General features: G+C 65.0%; 21 protein-coding genes. 18 read left to right on the forward strand and 3 right to left on the reverse strand.

The annotated features are described in order from the left end of the window. Positions 1-72: 72 nt before the first annotated feature. The 12 genes from rpsE (at position 73) to PDM29_RS11630 (ending at position 9717) form a co-directional block, all read left to right on the forward strand. Entirely contained in the window at positions 73-615 is a 543-nt protein-coding gene (gene rpsE, locus PDM29_RS11575) for a 30S ribosomal protein S5 (RefSeq protein WP_125358551.1), read from the forward strand. Beyond that, positions 608-799 (forward strand): 50S ribosomal protein L30, encoded by a 192-nt coding sequence (gene rpmD / locus PDM29_RS11580; protein ID WP_125358548.1) that lies wholly within the window; start codon positions 608-610, stop codon positions 797-799. Before rpsE ends, rpmD begins: the two co-directional genes overlap by 8 nt. A gap of 4 nt (positions 800-803) precedes the next feature. Beyond that, positions 804-1247, forward strand: a complete 444-nt coding sequence (gene rplO / locus PDM29_RS11585; protein WP_311190296.1) for a 50S ribosomal protein L15 — start codon at positions 804-806, stop codon at positions 1245-1247. Positions 1248-1250: 3 nt separating this feature from the next. Continuing rightward, positions 1251-2606, forward strand: a complete 1356-nt coding sequence (gene secY / locus PDM29_RS11590) for a preprotein translocase subunit SecY (protein WP_311190297.1) — start codon at positions 1251-1253, stop codon at positions 2604-2606. A gap of 363 nt (positions 2607-2969) precedes the next feature. Further along, the gene (gene rpsM / locus PDM29_RS11595; RefSeq protein WP_125358539.1) at positions 2970-3326 is read left to right on the forward strand and encodes a 30S ribosomal protein S13; all 357 of its coding nucleotides are present in this window, start codon (positions 2970-2972) and stop codon (positions 3324-3326) included. Between the two features lie 12 nt (positions 3327-3338). After that, entirely contained in the window at positions 3339-3728 is a 390-nt protein-coding gene (rpsK, locus tag PDM29_RS11600) for a 30S ribosomal protein S11 (RefSeq protein WP_017355427.1), read from the forward strand. A 14-nt stretch (positions 3729-3742) separates the two neighbouring features. After that, complete coding sequence (rpsD, locus tag PDM29_RS11605; RefSeq protein WP_125358536.1) at positions 3743-4372, forward strand: 30S ribosomal protein S4; 630 nt, start codon at positions 3743-3745, stop codon at positions 4370-4372. Positions 4373-4429: 57 nt separating this feature from the next. Continuing rightward, positions 4430-5428, forward strand: coding sequence for a DNA-directed RNA polymerase subunit alpha (locus PDM29_RS11610; protein ID WP_311190298.1), 999 nt, complete (start codon positions 4430-4432; stop codon positions 5426-5428). 193 nt (positions 5429-5621) lie between these two features. Then, entirely contained in the window at positions 5622-6005 is a 384-nt protein-coding gene (gene rplQ / locus PDM29_RS11615; protein ID WP_311190299.1) for a 50S ribosomal protein L17, read from the forward strand. Between the two features lie 586 nt (positions 6006-6591). Further along, positions 6592-7104 (forward strand): disulfide bond formation protein B, encoded by a 513-nt coding sequence (locus PDM29_RS11620; RefSeq protein WP_125358528.1) that lies wholly within the window; start codon positions 6592-6594, stop codon positions 7102-7104. Between the two features lie 34 nt (positions 7105-7138). After that, positions 7139-8512 carry a class II 3-deoxy-7-phosphoheptulonate synthase gene (locus PDM29_RS11625; protein ID WP_425508669.1) on the forward strand — a complete coding sequence of 458 codons (1374 nt, stop codon included), beginning with the start codon at positions 7139-7141 and terminating at the stop codon, positions 8510-8512. A 56-nt stretch (positions 8513-8568) separates the two neighbouring features. Next, positions 8569-9717: a mechanosensitive ion channel family protein gene (locus PDM29_RS11630; RefSeq protein WP_311190300.1), complete on the forward strand. Its 1149-nt coding sequence runs from the start codon at positions 8569-8571 to the stop codon at positions 9715-9717. Here the strand turns inward: PDM29_RS11630 and PDM29_RS11635 are convergent. The 3 genes from PDM29_RS11635 to typA all read right to left on the reverse strand — a co-directional run bounded on the left by PDM29_RS11635 (position 9692) and on the right by typA (position 13696). Then, positions 9692-11305 carry an amidase gene (locus PDM29_RS11635; RefSeq protein ID WP_311190301.1) on the reverse strand — a complete coding sequence of 538 codons (1614 nt, stop codon included), beginning with the start codon at positions 11303-11305 and terminating at the stop codon, positions 9692-9694. The two genes, PDM29_RS11630 and PDM29_RS11635, sit on opposite strands and share 26 nt — an antisense overlap. A 65-nt stretch (positions 11306-11370) precedes the next feature. After that, positions 11371-11835, reverse strand: a complete 465-nt coding sequence (locus PDM29_RS11640; protein WP_311190302.1) for a DUF2127 domain-containing protein — start codon at positions 11833-11835, stop codon at positions 11371-11373. A gap of 13 nt (positions 11836-11848) precedes the next feature. Further along, the gene (gene typA, locus PDM29_RS11645) at positions 11849-13696 is read right to left on the reverse strand and encodes a translational GTPase TypA (protein ID WP_311190303.1); all 1848 of its coding nucleotides are present in this window, start codon (positions 13694-13696) and stop codon (positions 11849-11851) included. Positions 13697-13956: 260 nt separating this feature from the next. On the opposite strand from typA, the gene PDM29_RS11650 reads away from it, so the two are divergent. The 6 genes from PDM29_RS11650 (at position 13957) to PDM29_RS11675 (ending at position 19766) form a co-directional block, all read left to right on the forward strand. After that, positions 13957-14448 carry a peptidylprolyl isomerase gene (locus PDM29_RS11650; RefSeq protein ID WP_311190304.1) on the forward strand — a complete coding sequence of 164 codons (492 nt, stop codon included), beginning with the start codon at positions 13957-13959 and terminating at the stop codon, positions 14446-14448. A gap of 119 nt (positions 14449-14567) precedes the next feature. Beyond that, positions 14568-15554 carry a malate dehydrogenase gene (locus tag PDM29_RS11655; protein ID WP_311190305.1) on the forward strand — a complete coding sequence of 329 codons (987 nt, stop codon included), beginning with the start codon at positions 14568-14570 and terminating at the stop codon, positions 15552-15554. A 95-nt stretch (positions 15555-15649) separates the two neighbouring features. Beyond that, positions 15650-16264 (forward strand): RluA family pseudouridine synthase, encoded by a 615-nt coding sequence (locus PDM29_RS11660; protein ID WP_311190307.1) that lies wholly within the window; start codon positions 15650-15652, stop codon positions 16262-16264. Between the two features lie 179 nt (positions 16265-16443). Beyond that, positions 16444-17064, forward strand: a complete 621-nt coding sequence (locus PDM29_RS11665) for a DUF4189 domain-containing protein (RefSeq protein ID WP_311190308.1) — start codon at positions 16444-16446, stop codon at positions 17062-17064. A 98-nt stretch (positions 17065-17162) separates the two neighbouring features. Further along, complete coding sequence (prpE, locus tag PDM29_RS11670; protein ID WP_311190309.1) at positions 17163-19040, forward strand: propionate--CoA ligase; 1878 nt, start codon at positions 17163-17165, stop codon at positions 19038-19040. Between the two features lie 231 nt (positions 19041-19271). Further along, the gene (locus PDM29_RS11675) at positions 19272-19766 is read left to right on the forward strand and encodes a hypothetical protein (RefSeq protein ID WP_311190310.1); all 495 of its coding nucleotides are present in this window, start codon (positions 19272-19274) and stop codon (positions 19764-19766) included. Positions 19767-19861 lie beyond the last annotated feature (95 nt).

The following is a 19861-nucleotide window of genomic DNA, read 5'->3' on the forward strand; positions in this document are numbered from 1 at the left end:
TCGATTCACCGCTTCACTTCACAGCTATAAGCGGCCCTGAGCCGTACATACCCAATCAATCAAGGAATCAACATGGCAGAAGAACGTCAGCAGCGGGGTCGCGATCGCGACCGTAACCGCGAAGAGAAAGTCGACGACGGCATGATCGAGAAGCTGGTCGCGGTCAACCGCGTCAGCAAGACCGTCAAGGGTGGCCGTCAGTTCACCTTCACCGCCCTGACCGTGGTCGGCGACGGCGAAGGCAAGGTCGGTTTCGGTTATGGCAAGGCCCGCGAAGTGCCGGTCGCCATCCAGAAGTCGATGGAGCAGGCCCGCAAGAACCTGGCCACCGTCGATCTGAACAACGGCACCCTGTGGCACCCGGTCAAGGCTGGCCACGGCGCAGCCCGCGTGTTCATGATGCCGGCTTCGGAAGGTACCGGTGTGATCGCCGGCGGTGCCATGCGCGCCGTGCTGGAAGCCGTTGGCGTGAAGAACGTGCTGGCCAAGGCCGTCGGTTCGCGTAACCCGATCAACCTGGTTCGCGCCACGCTGAAGGGTCTGACCGACATGCAGTCGCCGGCCCGCATCGCGGCCAAGCGCGGCAAGAAGGTGGAGGAACTCAACCATGGCTGATGCGTCCAACAAGACCGTCAAGGTCCGTCTGGTAGGTGGCCTGCGCGGCACCCAGTCCAAGCACCGTCTGTCGGTGCGCGCCCTGGGCCTGAACAAGCTGAACGACGTGCGTGAGCTGAAGGACAGCCCGCAGGTTCGTGGCCTGATCAACAAGGTCCAGTACCTCGTCAAGGTTGAGGAATAATCCAATGACCATGCGTCTCAATGATCTGAGCCCGGCACCGGGCGCCCGCACCGAGCGCACCCGCGTCGGTCGCGGTATCGGTTCGGGCCTGGGCAAGACTGCCGGCCGCGGCCACAAGGGTTCGTTCGCCCGTAAGGGTGGCGGCAAGATCAAGGCTGGCTTCGAAGGCGGCCAGACCCCCATGCAGCGTCGTCTGCCGAAGATCGGCTTCCGTTCGGCGATCGCCAAGGACACCGCTGAAGTGCTGCTGTATCAGCTGGATCGTCTGGAAGGCGGCGAGATCGACTTCGCCGCGCTGCGCGCCGCCAAGCTGGTGCCGAGCACCGCCAAGAAGGCCAAGATCGTCGTCAAGGGCGAAGTGACCAAGGCGTTCACCCTGAAGGGTGTTGCTGCAACGGCCGGTGCCAAGGCCGCGATCGAAGCTGCCGGCGGCAGCGTACAGGAGTAAGACATGGCGCAAGCTGGCATTGGTAACCTCGGCGGCGGGCTCGGCAAGTTCACGGAACTTCGCCAGCGTCTGTTGTTCGTTCTCGGGGCGTTGATCGTCTACCGCATCGGCTGCTATGTGCCGGTGCCGGGCGTCAACCCCAATGCCATGCTTGAGCTCATGCAGGCGCAGGGCGGCGGTATCGTGGACATGTTCAACATGTTCTCGGGCGGCGCCCTGCACCGTTTCAGCATTTTCGCGCTGAACGTGATGCCGTACATCTCGGCATCGATCGTGATGCAGCTGGCCGTCCACATCTTCCCGGCGCTGAAGGCGCTGCAGAAGGAGGGTGAATCCGGCCGTCGCAAGATCACCCAGTATTCCCGCATCGGCGCCGTGCTTCTGGCGGTGGTGCAGGGCGGCAGCATCGCGCTGGCGCTGCAGAACCAGCTGTCCCCAAGCGGTGCGCCGGTCGTGTACACCCCGGGCATGGGCTTCGTGCTCACCGCCGTGGTCGCGCTGACCGCCGGCACCATCTTCCTGATGTGGGTGGGCGAGCAGGTCACCGAACGCGGCATCGGCAACGGTGTGTCGCTGATCATCTTCGCCGGTATCGTGGCCGGTCTGCCGGGTGCGGTCATCCACACCTTCGAGGCCTACCAGGATGGCAACATCCAGTTCATCCAGCTGCTGCTGATCGCGCTGGTGGTGCTGGTCTTCACCTTCTTCGTGGTGTTCGTCGAGCGCGGCCAGCGCCGCATCACGGTGAACTACGCGCGTCGCCAGGGCGGTCGCAATGCGTACATGAACCAGACCTCGTTCCTGCCGCTGAAGCTGAACATGGCGGGTGTGATTCCGGCGATCTTCGCCTCCAGCATCCTGGCGTTCCCGACCACCCTGGCCATGTGGTCCGGCCAGGCCAGTTCGGCGACCTGGCTGCAGAAGCTCGCCAACGCGCTGGGCCCGGCTGAGCCGCTGCACATGATCGTGTTCGCCGTGCTGATCACCGGTTTTGCGTTCTTCTATACCGCGCTGGTGTTCAACTCGCAGGAAACCGCCGACAACCTGAAGAAGTCGGGCGCGCTGATTCCGGGCATCCGTCCGGGCAAGGCGACCGCCGACTACATCGACGGCGTGCTGACCCGCCTGACCGCAGCCGGCTCGGCCTACCTGGTCATCGTCTGTCTGCTGCCGGAAATCATGCGCACCCAGCTGAATGCGTCGTTCTACTTCGGCGGCACCTCGCTGCTGATCGTGGTGGTGGTGGTGATGGACTTCATTGCCCAGATCCAGGCGCACCTGATGTCGCACCAGTACGAAAGCCTGTTGAAGAAGGCCAACCTGAAGGGTGGCAACCGCGGCGGCTTTGCTCGCGGCTGATTCGGCTGTTACACTATCGTCTTCCTGACGTGATGGTCCTCCGCTTCGCGGACCTGGCCACACAAACGAAGGGCGGCCCCCGCAGCGGTTCCGGGTGGGGGTGTGATCGGGTCGTCCCGCGCGGGAGTAGCGCGGGCGGCACCGGGGCAGGGCACGCAAGTGGCTTGTTCCGGGGTCAACCTGGTCCGGCGCCGGAGCCTGGGCACACTCCCTGGGCCGGGTTCATGAAACCTTTCAGGTTTCACGGACTTCCAAGTAAACCGGAACCTTGTTAGTATCGCTAGTTAACTTTTTTGATCCATCCTGCCGGATTGGCGCACCTTGTGTGCGCTGTCGGCCATCACTCAGCTGGAGAACCGCGTCATGGCGCGTATTGCAGGCGTCAACCTGCCAGCCCAGAAGCACGTCTGGGTCGGGTTGCAAAGCATTTACGGCATCGGCCGTACCCGTTCGAAGAAGGTCTGCGAAGCCGCAGGCGTCACTTCGACCACCAAGATCCGCGATCTGTCGGAGCCGGAAATCGAGCGTCTGCGCTCGGAAGTGGCCAAGTACATCGTGGAAGGCGATCTGCGCCGTGAAATCGGTATCGCGATCAAGCGCCTGATGGACCTGGGCTGCTACCGCGGTCTGCGTCACCGTCGTGGCCTGCCGCTGCGCGGCCAGCGCACCCGTACCAACGCCCGCACCCGCAAGGGCCCGCGCAAGGCGATCAGGAAGTAAGGGACCTAAGAAATGGCTAAGCCCGTCGCTAAGACCAAGAAGAAGATCAAGCGCGTCGTCACTGACGGCGTTGCCCACGTCCACGCTTCTTTCAACAACACCATCGTGACCATCACCGACCGTCAGGGCAACGCTCTGTCGTGGGCGACCTCCGGTGGCGCTGGCTTCCGCGGTTCGCGTAAGTCCACCCCGTTCGCTGCCCAGGTGGCTGCCGAGAAGGCCGGCCGTGCCGCGCTCGACTACGGCGTCAAGTCCCTGGAAGTCCGCATCAAGGGCCCGGGTCCGGGTCGTGAGTCGGCCGTGCGCTCGCTGAACAACGTGGGCTACAAGATCACCAACATCATCGACGTGACGCCAATCCCGCACAACGGGTGCCGTCCGCCGAAGAAGCGTCGCGTCTAAAGGAGCGATAAGAAATGGCTCGTTATATCGGTCCTACCTGTAAGCTCGCCCGCCGCGAAGGCGCCGACCTTTCCCTCAAGAGCCCGGCCCGTGCGCTGGACTCCAAGTGCAAGCTGGAGCAGAAGCCCGGCCAGCACGGCGCGACCGCCCGCAAGGGCAAGCTGTCCGACTACGCCACCCAGCTGCGTGAGAAGCAGAAGGTCAAGCGTATCTACGGCCTGCTGGAGCGTCAGTTCCGCAACTACTACAAGAAGGCCTCGACCAAGAAGGGCAACACCGGCGAGAACCTGCTGCAGCTGCTGGAAACCCGTCTGGACAACGTCGTCTACCGCATGGGCTTCGCTGTGACCCGTCCGGCTGCCCGTCAGCTGGTCTCGCACCGCGGTGTAACCGTGAACGGCAAGTCGGTGAACCTGGCTTCGTACCAGGTCAAGGCCGGCGACGCTGTCGCCCTGTCGGAAAAGGCGGCCAAGCAGCTGCGCGTGCAGGAAGCCCTGACCGTGTCCAGCTCGCACGACCTGCGTCCGTCGTGGATTGAAGTCGATGCGGCCAAGTTCGCCGGCATCTTCAAGGCGGTTCCGGATCGTTCGGACCTGCCTGCGGATATCAACGAAGCGCTGATCGTCGAGTTGTATTCGAAGTAATTCACATTGGAGAACCCCCGGCGACGGCCGGGGTGTTCACTAGGAGAACCCGCAAACATGACGGTTACCGCCAACCAGGTTCTGCGTCCTCGCGGTCCGCAGATCGAACGCCTTACCGACACCCGCGCCAAGGTCGTCATCGAACCCTTGGAGCGTGGTTACGGGCATACGCTGGGCAACGCCCTGCGTCGCGTGCTGCTGTCGTCCATTCCGGGCTTCGCCATCACGGAAGTTGAAATCGACGGCGTGCTGCACGAGTACACCACGCTGGAAGGTCTGCAGGAAGATGTGCTTGAAGTCCTGCTCAACCTGAAGGACGTGGCCATCCGCATGCACACCGGCGACAGCGCCACGCTGTCCCTGTCCAAGCAGGGTCCGGGTGTCGTCACTGCGGCCGACATCAAGGTCGACCACAACGTCGAAATCCTGAACGCCGACCACGTGATCTGCCACCTGACCAAGGACACGGCGATCAACATGCGTCTGAAGGTCGAGCGCGGCTTCGGCTACCAGCCGGCGGCTGCACGTCGTCGTCCGGACGAAGAAACCCGTGCGATCGGTCGTCTGGTCCTGGACGCTTCGTTCTCCCCGGTCCGCCGCGTGGCGTACTCGGTGGAAGCGGCGCGTGTGGAACAGCGCACCGACCTGGACAAGCTTGTCCTGGATATCGAAACCAACGGCACGATCGACGCCGAGGAAGCCGTGCGCACCGCCGCCGACATCCTGAGCGATCAGCTGTCGGTGTTCGGTGACTTCACCCACCGCGACCGCGGTGCGGCCAAGCCGGCCAACAACGGCGTGGATCCGGTGCTGCTGCGCCCGATCGACGACCTGGAACTGACCGTGCGTTCGGCGAACTGCCTGAAGGCCGAAAGCATCTACTACATCGGCGATCTGATCCAGAAGACCGAAGTGGAGCTGCTGAAGACCCCGAACCTGGGCAAGAAGTCGCTGACCGAGATCAAGGAAGTGCTGGCACAGCGCGGCCTTTCGCTCGGCATGAAGCTGGAAAACTGGCCGCCGGCCGGTGTTGCCCAGCACGGCATGCTCGGCTGATCCAGCGCAACAGTTTTACCCCGCACCTTCGGGTGCGGGGGCTTTACCGCAGTACCTCGCACCGACAGGCGCACAGCCTGCGGTGACGGTCGGCCAGGAGGGCCGGCATCGGACCAACCGCAGTCCAAGTTTGAACGCCGGGAAGGCGACAGCGAACCACAACCGATCCAACATTCTTTAAGGAATCACACCCATGCGTCACCAGAAATCCGGCCGCAAGTTCAACCGTACCAGCGCCCACCGCGAAGCGATGTTCAAGAACATGGCTGCCTCGCTGTTCAAGCACGAGCTGATCAAGACCACCCTGCCGAAGGCCAAGGAACTGCGCCGCGTTGCCGAGCCGCTGATCACCCTGGCCAAGGTTGACTCGGTTGCCAACCGCCGTCTGGCCTTCGCCCGTCTGCGCGACAACGAAGCCGTGGGCAACCTGTTCACCATCCTGGGCCCGCGCTACGCGACCCGTCCGGGCGGCTACCTGCGTCTGCTGAAGTGCGGCTTCCGCGCCGGCGACAACGCCCCGATGGCCTACGTCGAACTGGTCGACCGTCCGGCCGTTGCTGAAGCCGTCGAAGGCTGAGCCTCCGTCAGGTTTTCAAGATTTGCTGAGAGACCCGGCCTTGTGCCGGGTTTTTCATTTCTGGCGCGTAAGGCGCTAGGGCGTCGTAGTCCAGTGCGGGGCAGCTTCGGGAGGGGGTATGCGGGACACGCCGTGAACCCATCCATGGGGGCTCGTAGAAAACATCCATGTTTTCTACGGTCCCGCATACCCCCTCCCGAAGCTGCCCCCGAAAGTTCGTCGGTGCTCACAGGGCCCATCGGCCGGGCATGGAAGGCCGCAACCTGACGCAGGCTCTTGTAGAGCCGGGCTTGCCCGGCTGCTCCTGCTCCTGCCTTCCCATCCGTGGCCAGCCATCCATCGGGGTGGGGCTGAGGTATCCCCTGGAGGGACACTCCACGGCATGGATGCCCGTAGTGACACGCCATGCGTGTCTCACGGGTCGGCCGGACCGCGCGACGGGGGTGCCTCAGCCCCGCCCAGCACGTAGAAATGACGAGCAACCCGCTCTACGCGACCAACCCACCGACATACGGCAATCCGCCGCAGCCATGACACAACACCACCCTGTTAATCTTGACACCTGACTTTCACGAGTGTGTTGGCAATGAATCCACTGCGCTGGCCTTACCGCGCCCAGTTCTTCCTGGGGTTCCTGATCTGTGCCGGGCTGCTGGCCTTTGCCATCTTCATGCAGTTGAAGATGGGCCTGGAGCCGTGCCCGCTGTGCATCTTCCAGCGCATCGCGTTTGCCGCGCTCGGCCTGCTGTTCCTGATCGGCGCACTGCATGGGCCGCGTGACCGGCCCGGGCGCATCACCTACGGCGTGCTGGCCTTCATCGCCGCCGCGGTGGGCATCGGCATTGCCGGCCGCCATGTGTACGTGCAGATGCTGCCGCAGGACCTGGGCTCCAGCTGCGGGCCGCCGCTGTCGTTCCTGAGCGAGACCATGGGGCCGTTCGAGGTGTTCCGCACCGTGCTGACCGGCACCGGCAACTGCGGCAACATCGACTGGGCCTTCCTCGGGCTTACCATGCCCATGTGGAGCCTGGTCTGGTTCGTGCTGCTGGGCCTGTGGGCGCTGGTGGTGTCGTTCCGCAAGCCGCCACGCCGCTATTGATTCTTCTGTACTGCTGACCTGACTGGATATTCCGATGAACGCCTCTACGCCTGCCAACGCTTCTGCCGCTTTGCCGACCGACTGGTCGCCGGAGAGCTGGCGCAGCCGGCCGGCGCTGCAGATGCCGACCTATCCCGATCCGGTCGCGCTGGATGCGTCACTGCATGAACTGAAGCGGCTGCCGCCGCTGGTGACCTCGTGGGAGATCCTGTCGCTCAAGCGCCAATTGGCCGAGGCACAGGAGGGTAAGCGCTTCCTGTTGCAGGGCGGTGATTGCGCCGAGAACTTCAGCGACTGCGAAAGCACCACCATCTCCAACCGGCTCAAGGTGCTGCTGCAGATGAGCCTGGTGCTGGTGCACGGCATGCGCAAGCCGGTGATCCGCGTAGGGCGCTTTGCGGGCCAGTACGCCAAGCCGCGCTCGGCCGACACCGAAACCCGCGATGGCGTCACCTTGCCGAGTTACCGTGGCGATGTCATCAACGCGCCCGATTTCACCGAAGCTGCGCGACTGCCGGATCCGCGTCGGATGCTGCAGGCGCATGCGCATTCGGCGATGACCATGAACTTCGTGCGCGCACTGATTGATGGCGGCTTCGCCGACCTGCACCACCCCGAATACTGGAACCTGGAGTGGGTACGTCACTCGCCGCTGGCCACCGACTACCAGAAGATGGTGTCGTCAATCGGCGACGCCGTCCGCTTCATGGAAACCCTGTCCGGCACCCAGGTGTACAACCTGAACCGGATTGACTTCTACACCTCGCATGAAGCGCTGTTACTGCCCTACGAGCAGGCACTGACCCGGCAGGTGCCGCGTCAGCAGGGCTGGCTGAACCTGAGCACGCATTACCCCTGGATCGGCATGCGCACGGCCGCGCTGGATGGTGCGCATGTGGAGTACCTGCGTGGCGTGCGTAATCCGATTGCGATCAAGGTCGGCCCGTCAGTGCAGCCTGATCAGCTACTGCGTCTGATCGATGTTCTGAATCCTGACGACGAACCCGGCCGCTTGAGCTTCATCCACCGCATGGGCGCGGCGCAGATCGCCGAGAAGCTGCCGCCGCTGCTGGATGCGGTGAAGCGCGATGGCCGCCGCGTGCTGTGGGTCTGCGATGCGATGCACGGCAATACCGAAAGCACCAGCAATGGCTTCAAGACGCGCCGGTTCGACAACGTGCGCAGCGAGGTGGAGCTGTCCTTCGACCTGCATGCCGCGGCCGGTACGCGACTGGGCGGCGTGCATCTGGAGCTCACCGGTGAGGATGTCACCGAGTGCACCGGTGGCGCGCGTGAGCTGACCGAGCGCGACCTGGAGCGGGCGTACCGGTCCACCGTGGATCCACGCCTGAACTATGAGCAGTCGCTGGAGATTGCGATGGCGATCGTGCGCAAGCAGTCCGCGTAACAAATCGATCATCGCCGCTCTGGCAGGGTAAGGGCTCTCCCCCCACAGGAGCCTGCATGCACGTCGACTGGACCCTGGCCGCCGAATACCTGTGGCCGATCGGCATCGCCCTGCTCATCGGCATCACCAGTTGGTGGCTGCTGATGGCACTCACCCGTCGCCTGAAAGGGCGTGAGTACCGGCGCGCGCGCATCGCCCGTGTGATCAGCCGACCGCTGGCCTTCGCACTGCCGCTGCTGGTGCTCATTCCCGCGCTGGAAGCGACCCCGCTGCAGGACCGCTGGCTTGACCAGGCACTACGCCTGCTGCATATCGGCCTCACCGCCTGTTTCGTCTGGTTCCTGGTGCGCGTAGTCGCGGCCGGCGAGCAGGCCATCCTGCGCGAGCATCGCATCGATGTGGCCGACAACCTGGCCGCGCGTCGCATCCATACCCAGACCCGGGTGCTGAGCCGGGTGCTGATGGGCGCGATCATCCTGGTCGGGATCTCGATGGTGCTGCTGACCTTCCCGATGGTGCGGCAGATCGGCACCGCGCTGCTGGCGTCGGCGGGCATCATCGGCCTGGTCGCCGGTATCGCGGCCAAGCCGGTGTTCGGCAATCTGATTGCCGGCCTGCAGATCGCGTTGACCCAGCCGATCCGGCTCGATGACGTGGTCATTGTCGAAGGCGAGTGGGGCCGTGTGGAGGAGATCGGCAGCAGCTATGTCGTGGTGCGCGTATGGGACGAACGTCGCATGGTGGTGCCGTTGACCTGGTTCATCGAGAACCCGTTCCAGAACTGGACCCGGCGCAGCGCCGACCTGCTCGGCACGGCGTTCCTGTGGCTGGATTACCGCGCCCCGATCGGTGCGATCCGCGCCGAGCTGGAGCGCATCTGCCACAGCGAAAAACTGTGGGACGGACGTGTCTGCGTCACCCAGGTCACCGAAACCAGCGAGCACACCCTGCAGGTGCGCCTGCTGGTCAGCGCCCGCAACTCGGGCGATGCCTTCGACCTGCGCTGCATCGTGCGCGAGCGCATGCTGGATTTCCTCGCCCGCGAGCACCCACAGGCGCTGCCGCGTACGCGTGCCGAGTTGCTGGAACAGCCGGATCCGGCGCTGCAGGCCGCACGCGGGCGGCCTGCGGGGCACGTGCGCTCGCCTGGGGCAGAGGACGGCGAACCGGCCGTGGACGTTACCGGATCAACGCCTCGGTCTTGAATGCCGGTGGCTTCCGCGCCCGGGTACGCTGTTCGTAGTCGTAGGCCAGCTCGATCAGGCGCGGTTCGCTCCACGCCGTGCCCATGAACAGCAACCCCAGCGGCAGCCCGTTCACGTGCGCCATCGGCACGCTGATGCTGGGGTAACCCGCCACGGCGGCGGCACTGTAGTTGCCGCCGGGAAATGCATCGGCCTCGCCGCTGCGCAGCGGCCACGCGGCACCGGTGGTCGGGGCCACCAGCGCATCCAGGCGCTCGGCTTTGAGTGCCGCATCAATACCTTCGGGGCCCGCCAGCCGGCGCGCCTCGGTGCGCGCCGCAATGTACTCCGGGCTGCCCAGCGCGCCGGCCTGCGCGGCGCTCTCCATCAGGTCCTGGCCGAACAGCACCAGTTCCTTGTCTGCGTGTGTGCGGTTGAAGGCAATGATGGCGTCCAGGTCGCGCACCGGGGCCTGCTGGGTGGAGAGGTAGCGGGCCATGCCGGCCTTGAACTCGTGCAGCAGCACGATCCGCTCCGCGGCTTCCCACTGGTCCTGGGTGGGCAGGCGCACCGGGACCACCACCGCACCCGCATCGCGCAGCACGGCGACCGCATGCTGCAGGGCGGGGGCAACGCCCGGTTGGGTGTCCAGCGACCCGTACAGCACGCCGATGCGCGCGCCGCGCAGGCCACCGTCCTTCAGCCGCGCGGTGTAGTCGTACACGGCCTGGCCCGGTCGGGTCGCGGTGGCCGGATCGGCGTCGTCGCGGCCGGCCATGGCGGTCAGCAGGGCCGCCGCGTCGGACACGCTGCGGGTCATCGGCCCAGGGGTGTCCTGGCTGAACGAGATCGGCACCACGCCATCGCGGCTGACCAGCCCGACGGTGGGCTTCAGTCCGACAATGCCATTCACCGCAGCCGGGCAGACAATGCTGCCGTCGGTCTCGGTGCCGACCGCCGCCGCCACCAGGTTGGCCGCCACTGCCACCGCACTGCCGCTGCTGGAACCGCACGGGCTGTGGCTGAGGCGGTAGGGATTGCGGGTCTGCCCGCCGCGCGCGCTCCAGCCCGATACCGACTGGCTGGAACGGAAGTTGGCCCATTCGCTGAGGTTGGTCTTGCCCAGGATCAGGGCCCCGGCCGCGCGCAGGCGGGTGACCAGGAAGGCATCGTCCGGACGGAAGCCAGCCAGGGCCAGAGACCCGGCGCTGGTCCCCATCGGGCGCGCGCCAATGTTGTCCTTCAGCAGCAGCGGAATGCCATGCAGGGGCCCGCGCAGCTGCCCACGGCGGCGTTCGGCATCCAGCGCTGCCGCTTCCTTCAGGGCGTCCGGGTTGAGCTCCAGCACGGAATTCAGGCGCGGTCCGGCGCGGTCCAGCCGGGCGATGCGGTCCAGATAGGCGCGGGTGAGGGTGACGCTGTCCAGTTCGCCTGCAGCCATCTGCGCCTGCAGTTCGCTGATATCCGCTTCGGCATAGGGGAACGGCGCGCTGGTGTCGGTCTTGTCCGCTGCGGCGGCATGCGCAGGGCTGGCCAATAGCGATGACGGCGAGGGCGAGCAGCCGCTCAGCGCGATGGCCAGTGCCAGCGATGTCAGTGACAGACGCATCAGTGAGTGTCAGGTGTCCCCGGTTGCAGCGCTCAGGCTAACCAGCGGTTGCCGCGCTTGGCAACTCAGTGACGCTTGCGCAGGTCGCGGGCGAGTACCCCGACCACGATCAGGTTGATGACCAGCACCGTCCACGAGGCCCAGCCGGGGTGGCGGAGGATGGCGTAAATATCGAAGGGCAGGTAGATGCCGGCGGTCACACAGCCGAGCCAGGAGGCCCAGGCCTTGGCCCGCCACAGGCCCCACGCTTCGAACAGATGCAGGACGCCGTAGGCGACCATGGCCGCTGCGGCCAGATGCACCGCGTCGGGGCTGATCATGTTCAGCAGCGAGGGAAGGGTGCCGTGATCCGGGTCCAGACTGAAACGCCGGATCAGGGCGTTGACCCCATCGCGCAGTGGCTGCGGGCCGAGCACTTCCAGCCCGGTCGCCGCCAGCAGCGCCAGTGCCGCCTTGCCGGCTTCCAGCAAGGCGATCACATGAAGACCCGGATGCGTATGCGGATCCGGGTTGTAGGGCTTGTCGGTCACGACAAAGGTCCGATCAACCGGCGCGCGACGCCTTCTTGCGGTCGCTTTCGGTCAGGAACTTCTTGCGCAGACGGATTTCCTTCGGGGTGATTTCGACCAGTTCGTCGTCCTCGATGAAGTCCAGTGCCTGTTCCAGCGTGTACTTGATCGCCGGGGTCAGCTGGATCGCGTCGTCCTTGCCCGAAGCGCGCATGTTGGTCAGCGGCTTGGTCTTGATCGCGTTGACGGTCAGGTCGTTGTCCTTGGAGTGGATGCCGACCAGCTGGCCTTCGTACACGTTGTCGCCTTCAGCGGCGAACAGCTTGCCGCGTTCCTGCAGCGGGCCCAGCGAGTAGGCCGGGGTGACGCCCGGGGCATTGGCGATCATCACGCCGTTGATGCGCTTGGCGATCGCGCCCTGTTCCTTCGGACCGTAGTGGTCGAACACGTGGAACAGCAGGCCCGAACCCTGGGTCAGGGTCTTGAATTCGTTCTGGAAGCCGATCAGGCCACGGGCCGGGATCGAGTATTCCAGGCGCACGCGGCCCTTGCCGTCCGGCTCCATGTTCTTCAGCTGGCCCTTGCGGGTGCCCAGCTTTTCCATCACGCCGCCCTGGTGCACTTCTTCCACGTCCACCACCAGCTGTTCGATCGGCTCCATCTGCTGGCCGTCGATTTCCTTGATGATCACTTCCGGGCGCGACACGGCCAGTTCATAGCCTTCGCGACGCATGTTTTCGATCAGCACCGACAGGTGCAGTTCGCCACGGCCGGAGACCAGGAACTTGTCGGCGTCATCCAGCTGTTCGACCTTCAGGGCCACGTTGTGGACCTTTTCACGGTCCAGGCGGTCCTTGATCTGGCGGCTGGTCAGGAACTTGCCACCGGACAGGTCCTTGTTGCCGGCGAACGGCGAGTTGTTGACCTGGAAGGTCATCGAGATGGTCGGCTCGTCCACGGTCAGCGCCGGCAGCGCTTCCGGGGTGTCCGGGTGGCAGATGGTGTCGGAGATGGTCAGCTCCGGGATGCCCGAGATGGCCACGATGTCACCGGCTTCAGCGGTTTCCTGCTCGATGCGTTCCAGGCCCAGGAAGCCCAGCACCTGCGCGACCTTGCCGTTGCGCTTCTTGCCTTCGCGATCGATCACCGCGACCTGCATGTTCTTCTTCAGCGTGCCGCGCTGGATGCGGCCGATGCCGATCACGCCCACGAAGTTGTTGTAATCCAGCTGGCTGATGCGCATCTGGAAGGCACCTTCCGGGTCCACTTCCGGCTTCGGCGCGTGCTGCATGATCGCTTCGTACAGCGGGGTCATGTCGCCGTCGCGCACGCTGTCTTCCAGACCGGCATAGCCGTTCAGGGCCGATGCGTAGACGATCGGGAAGTCCAGCTGCTCATTGGTGGCACCAAGCTTGTCGAACAGGTCGAACACCTGGTCGATCACCCACTCCGGACGCGAGCCCGGGCGGTCGACCTTGTTGACCACGACGATCGGCTTGAAGCCCATCGCGAAGGCCTTCTGGGTCACGAAGCGGGTCTGCGGCATCGGGCCGTCCATCGCGTCGACCAGGATCAGCACGGTGTCGACCATCGACAGCACGCGCTCGACTTCGCCGCCGAAGTCGGCGTGTCCGGGGGTGTCGACGATGTTGATGCGGTTCTTGACGCCAGTGCGCTTGTCTTCCCAGGTGATGGCCGTGTTCTTGGCCAGGATCGTGATGCCACGCTCCTTTTCCTGGTCATTGCTGTCCATCACGCGTTCGGCGAGCACGGTGCGCTCGGAAAGCGTGCCGGACTGCTTGAGCAGCTGGTCGACAAGGGTGGTCTTACCGTGGTCGACGTGGGCGACGATGGCGATGTTGCGAAGATTTTCGATGGACATGCGAAAGGGGGCCAGTCGGCGCCGGAAGTTGAAAAATGAAGTCCATCATTATACTGCTTTCAGGGCCAAACGCGAAAAGCCCCCTTCCGCGCATTCATCTACCCCGTAGAGCCACGCCCTGCGTGGCTTCGCGGTCCCGGCTGGGGCAGCCACGCAGGGCGTGGCTCTACGGAGGCCTTCACTCATCGTCGAAGGCCGTCCGGGCACGGAGGGGTGTAGAATCACGGGGCTGAAACACCCCCGAATATTCAAGGATCCACATGTCCCTCATCGCCACCTTCGACACCACCCAGGGCCCGATCAAGGTCGAGCTGTACCCGGACAAGGCTCCGCTGACCGTTGCCAATTTCGTGAACCTGGTCAAGCGCGGCTTCTATGACGGCCTGATCTTCCACCGCGTCATCGCCGACTTCATGATCCAGGGTGGCTGCCCGAAGGGGCAGGGCACCGGTGGTCCGGGCTACAAGTTCGAAGATGAAAAGAACGGCGTGAAGCACCAGATCGGCTCGCTGTCGATGGCCAATGCCGGTCCGAACACCAACGGCAGCCAGTTCTTCATCACCCACATCAAGACCGACTGGCTGGACGGCAAGCACACCGTGTTCGGCCAGGTCCTGGAAGGCCAGGCCATCGTCGATTCGGTCAAGCAGGGCGACGTGATCCATTCGATCACCCTGGAAGGCGACACCGACGCCGTGCTGGCCGCCCAGGCCGAACGCGTCGCGGAGTGGAACAAGATCCTCGCCGCCTGATGCTTCCAACGGCCCCCTGACGGGGGCCGTTTTCATGTCTGCGGCCGCCCCGCCAGGTCATCCCCGCCCGGCGGCCTTCTCCCACTACGTTTTTTCGCTTTTTAGCAGAGGAAATCCCCATGAAAGCACCTGTTCGTGTTGCCGTGACCGGCGCCGCCGGCCAGATCGGCTACGCCCTGCTGTTCCGCATCGCTTCCGGCGAAATGCTCGGCAAGGACCAGCCGGTCATCCTGCAGCTCCTCGAACTGCCGGTTGAAAAGGCCCAGGCCGCCCTGAAGGGCGTGATGATGGAACTGGAAGACTGCGCCTTCCCGCTGCTGGCCGGCATGGTCGGTACCGACGACGCCGAAGTGGCCTTCAAGGACGCCGACATCGCCCTGCTGGTCGGCGCGCGTCCGCGCGGCCCGGGCATGGAGCGCAAGGACCTGCTGCTGGAAAACGCCAAGATCTTCACCGCCCAGGGCGCAGCGCTGAACAAGGTCGCCAAGCGTGACGTCAAGGTGCTGGTGGTCGGCAACCCGGCCAACACCAATGCCTACATCGCGATGAAGTCGGCTCCGGACCTGAACCCGCGCAACTTCACCGCCATGCTGCGCCTGGACCACAACCGCGCGCTGAGCCAGCTGTCGACCAAGCTCGGCAAGCCGGTCGCCGGCATGGAAAAGCTGGTGGTGTGGGGCAACCACAGCCCGACCATGTACCCGGATTACCGCTTCGCCACCGCCGACGGCGCGTCCATCGCCGAGGCCATCAACGACCAGGAATGGAACGCCAACACCTTCATTCCGACCGTGGGCAAGCGCGGTGCGGCCATCATTGAAGCCCGTGGTTCGTCCTCGGCCGCTTCGGCCGCCAATGCCGCCATCGACCACGTGCGTGACTGGGTGCTGGGCAGCAACGGCAAGTGGGTCACCATGGGCGTGCCGTCCGACGGTTCCTACGGCATTCCGGAAGGCGTGATCTTCGGCTTCGCCGTGACCACCCAGAATGGCGAATACACCCTGGTCAAGGATCTGCCGGTCGACGACTTCAGCCAGAAGTATATCGACAAGACCTTGGCCGAGCTGGAAGAAGAGCGCGCCGGCGTCGCCCACCTGCTGGGCTGATAGCGGTTCCGGAGCGACGACCAACGGTCGTCGCCTACCGCGCTCTACGGGGAGGCTTCGGCCTCCCCGTTTCTGTTATGGACCCCTGAATCGACATGATCCATCTGCACTACGCCGACGATGCCCTGCTGGTGGCTGAGAAGCCCGCCGGCATGCTGTCCGTGCCCGGGCGTACGCCGGAAAACCAGGACTGCGTGGTGGCCCGGCTGCAGGTGCTGTATCCGGATGCGCTCACCGTGCACCGGCTCGACCAGGTCACCTCGGGGCTGCTGCTGCACGCACGCGGCAAGGCCATGCAGGCGGCGCTGTCGGCGCAGTTCGCGCAGCGCCAGGTGCACAAGCGCTATGTGGCAGTGCTGGAGGGGCTGTTGGATGGCGAGGCCGGCGAAGTGGACCTGCCGCTGATCGTGGACTGGCCGAACCGGCCGAAGCAGCAGGTGGACCATGAACGCGGCAAACCGGCGCTGACGCGCTGGACGGTGCTGGGTCGCGACGAAGTGGCCGGGCGGACCCGGGTCGAACTGGAACCGGTGACGGGCCGCAGTCATCAGCTCCGGCTGCATATGGCCAGCCTGGGCTACCCGATTGTGGGGGACGTGCTGTATGGCGCGCAGCCCGCCGCGCGCGTGCATCTGCACGCCTGCGCCTTGCGGTTCGCGCATCCCCTGAGCGGTGCCGCTGTGTCCGTGCACTCCACGCCAGGCTTCTGACCGCGTCGGAACTGGCACTATCGAGCGCAGGATGGGATGACTATCATGCGCATTCTTCGAAAATCAGGGATGATCAAATGACCCATCGGATCGGGTTCTTGCTGCTTGTAGTGTTGGCCGCGTGCGGATTCTCCGGAAAGGCCCTTGCATACCAGTCCTGCCAGAACGTCGTGGTTGGCATGGTGAACGGCAATCAGCCGGTGTTCCAGCAACAGTGCACCTGGTTGGCCGGTGCGATCGCACTGAATCCCACCACGCGCGGTTTGTCTTCGGCATGGAATCATCCCAATGCCGACAACGCGCTGGCCGATGTGCGAAGGAGCTGCGGCAGCGACTGCGTTGCGGTCAGTTTCTACAGCGACCATTACTACATGGCGGCGTCCGACACTGACGTGATCGGCTGGGGGGAAACGGCAGAGCTGGCCACGTACCAGTGCGTGATGGCATCCCAGGGCGCGCCCTGTGACGTGGTGGTCGCGGCGGGCAGTGGCGGAGCCGCACGGTACTGGTATTTCCACGCGCTGGGCTACAACAGCGCCCAGGACAAGGGCTACGCCTGGCGTGAAGCGCGCCGCCGGCGGGACGCGCGCAATGGGGTTCTGGAACAGTGCGGCAACGAGCCGGACTGCTTCGTCTTTGTCTACACGCTGGACCATGCCGCCATTGCCCGGTCAGAGAGTGGAAAGCTGTATGCGTCCGACGGCAAGACCGCTGGCCAGGCCCGCCGCGCTGCGCGCAAGTACTGCGCCAAAGAGGAAGGCGGCAAGGCCAAGTGCGACGTCGTGACCGAAGCCAAGTAGCGCGGGCTGAACGGCCGGCGCGTACGACCAAGGTCGTGCAGTGACACGCACCCCATCGGACTATGCTCGACCCCATGACTTTGTCTGGGAGGGCTGTCATGCGCTACGAAGAGCTGTACCAACGCTCCGTTGAGGAACCTGAGGCGTTCTGGGCCGAGGAAGCCCAGCGCATCTATTGGCACAGGCAGCCGGAACAGGTGCTGGACTACAGCACCCCACCGTTCCGGCGCTGGTTCGTCGGCGGTCAAACCAACCTCTGCTACAACGCGGTCGACCGGCACCTGGTGGATCGGCCGGACCAGCTCGCGCTGGTTGCCATTTCCACCGAAACCAACGTCACCCGCGAGATCACCTACCGCGAGCTGTACCGCGAAGTGAATGCGTTCGCCGCGGTGCTGCAGCGTCTGGACGTGCAGCGGGGTGATCGCGTCGTCATCTACATGCCCAACATGGCCGAAGCCGTGTTCGCCATGTTGGCCTGCGCGCGTATCGGTGCCATCCACTCGGTGGTGTTCGGTGGCTTCGCCGCACACAACCTGGCGCTGCGCATCGACGATGCCCAACCCAGGCTGCTGATCGCCGCCGATGCCGGCAAGCGCGGCGGCAAGGTGATTCCGTACAAGGCGATGGTGGATGCGGCCTGCGCCGAAGCGCAGTCGCCGCCGCCGCACGTGCTGATCGTCTCGCGCGGGCTGGATCCGGCCGAGCCGAAGGTGCCGGGCCGCGACGTCGATTACGACACGCTGCGCGCCGAGGTCGGCGACCAGGACGTGCCGGTGGTGTGGCTGGAAGCGAACGAACCCAGCTATCTGCTGTACACCTCCGGCACCACCGGCAAGCCCAAAGGCGTGCAGCGCGACGTCGGTGGCTATGCGGTCGCGATGGCGCAGTCGATGCGCACGGTGTTCGACTGCGCGCCGGGTCAGGTGATGTTTTCCACCTCGGACGTGGGCTGGGCGGTGGGTCATTCCTACAATGTTTACGGCCCGCTGATCGGCGGCTGCACCTCGCTGCTGTACGAAGGGCTGCCGACCAGTCCCGATCCAGGCATCTGGTGGGCACTGTGCGAACAATACGGCGTGCGCACGATGTTTTCCTCGCCCACCGCCATCCGCGTGTTGAAGAAGCACGATGCCGACTTCATCAAACGGCACGACCTGGCTGCGTTGAAGTACCTGTTCCTGGCCGGAGAGCCACTGGACGAACCGACCGCGCACTGGATCAACGATGCGCTGGGCAAGCCGATCATCGACAACTACTGGCAGACCGAGACCGGCTGGCCGGCGCTGACCCTGCTGCCCGGCGTGGACCTGAAGCCGGTGCGCTTCGGCTCGCCAGGCTTCCCCAATCTCGGCTACCGCATGAAGGTGATCGACGAGAACACCGGTGCGGAAGTCGAGCCAGGGCAGAAGGGCGTGCTGGTGATGGTGCCGCCGCTGCCGCCGGGCTGCATGAGCACGGTGTGGAAGGATGACGACCGCTTCCTGCAGAGTTACTTCAGCCATTTCAAGGAGCTGCTGTACAGCTCGCTGGACTGGGCGATCCGCGACGAGGACGGTTACACCTTCATTCTGGGCCGCACCGACGATGTGATCAACGTCGCCGGTCACCGGCTGGGCACGCGCGAGATCGAAGAGTGCATTTCCGGGCACCCGCAGGTGGCCGAGGCGGCGGTGATCGGGGTCAAGGACGAACTGAAGGGTCAGGTGCCGCTGGTGTTCGTCACCCTGAAGCAGGCGGTCGTCGGCGATGGCAGCGCAGTGGTGGCCGAGATGATGCAGCGGGTGACCGGTTCGCTGGGGGCGGTGGCGCGTCCGGCGCACATCCATATCGTCAATGCGCTGCCCAAGACCCGCTCGGGCAAGCTGCTGCGACGTTCGCTGCAGGCGCTGGCCGAAGAACGCGATCCGGGCGATCTGTCGACGCTGGATGATCCGGGAGCCCTGGACGAGATCCGGCGCGCGCTGGGCCGGTAAGGGCGTGCCGACCAACGGTCGGCACCTACCGATGCGCCGCGGTAGGTATCGACCGTTGGTCGATACGGGGGGTGCTGCGATGCAGCACCTCTGATCATGAACGTCGGTTAAGCTTCCAATGTGGTGGGGGCCCGGTGCGCGTAGCATCGGGGCATCACAAAGGGGGCGTGGCGTGGCCGCGGGTTCAATCCGGTCCCGCCCGCAGCTGCACTGAGTGACAGGGGGGACTACATGGCGTTCATTCATGCCAAGACGGCCGCTGGCCGTCAGGAAATCGAAGACCGTGCGCGCAAACTGCCGCCGGGACTGCGCTCCATTCTGCTGATGGTTGACGGCCTGCGCGATGACGACGAACTGACCGGCATGCTGCCGGGCCTGCGCGCGCCAGACGATGCGCTGGCGCAACTGCAGGCGATGGGCCTGATTGAAGTGGTCGGCGGCGCATTGGCGGCGGCCGCGCCGCGTTCGCTGACTGCCGGGCGCGAACACGACCCGGCGTTGTACAAGCAGTTGTATGACTGGATGAGCGAGTCGGTGCGCCGGCACCTGGGCCTGAAGGGCTACTTCATGCAGCTCAAGATCGAACGCTGCACCGATGCGGCCAGCCTGGAGAAGCTGTGGCCGGAAATGGCGGCAGCCGTCTCCAAATCGAAAAGCCCGGCGCTGGCCAATCGCTGGATGGAAGAAACCCGCGCCTTGCTGCAGGGCCAACCCGTCGACGCGTAGAGCGGGGCTTGCCCCGCTGCCGTTGCGTGGCTGCCGCATGCCGTCTGACCGCAACAGCCACGCAGGGCGTGGCTGTACACGTGTGCGTGTGACCG

This window comes from Stenotrophomonas oahuensis (genome assembly GCF_031834595.1).
GTDB classification, from domain to species: Bacteria; Pseudomonadota; Gammaproteobacteria; order Xanthomonadales; family Xanthomonadaceae; genus Stenotrophomonas; species Stenotrophomonas oahuensis.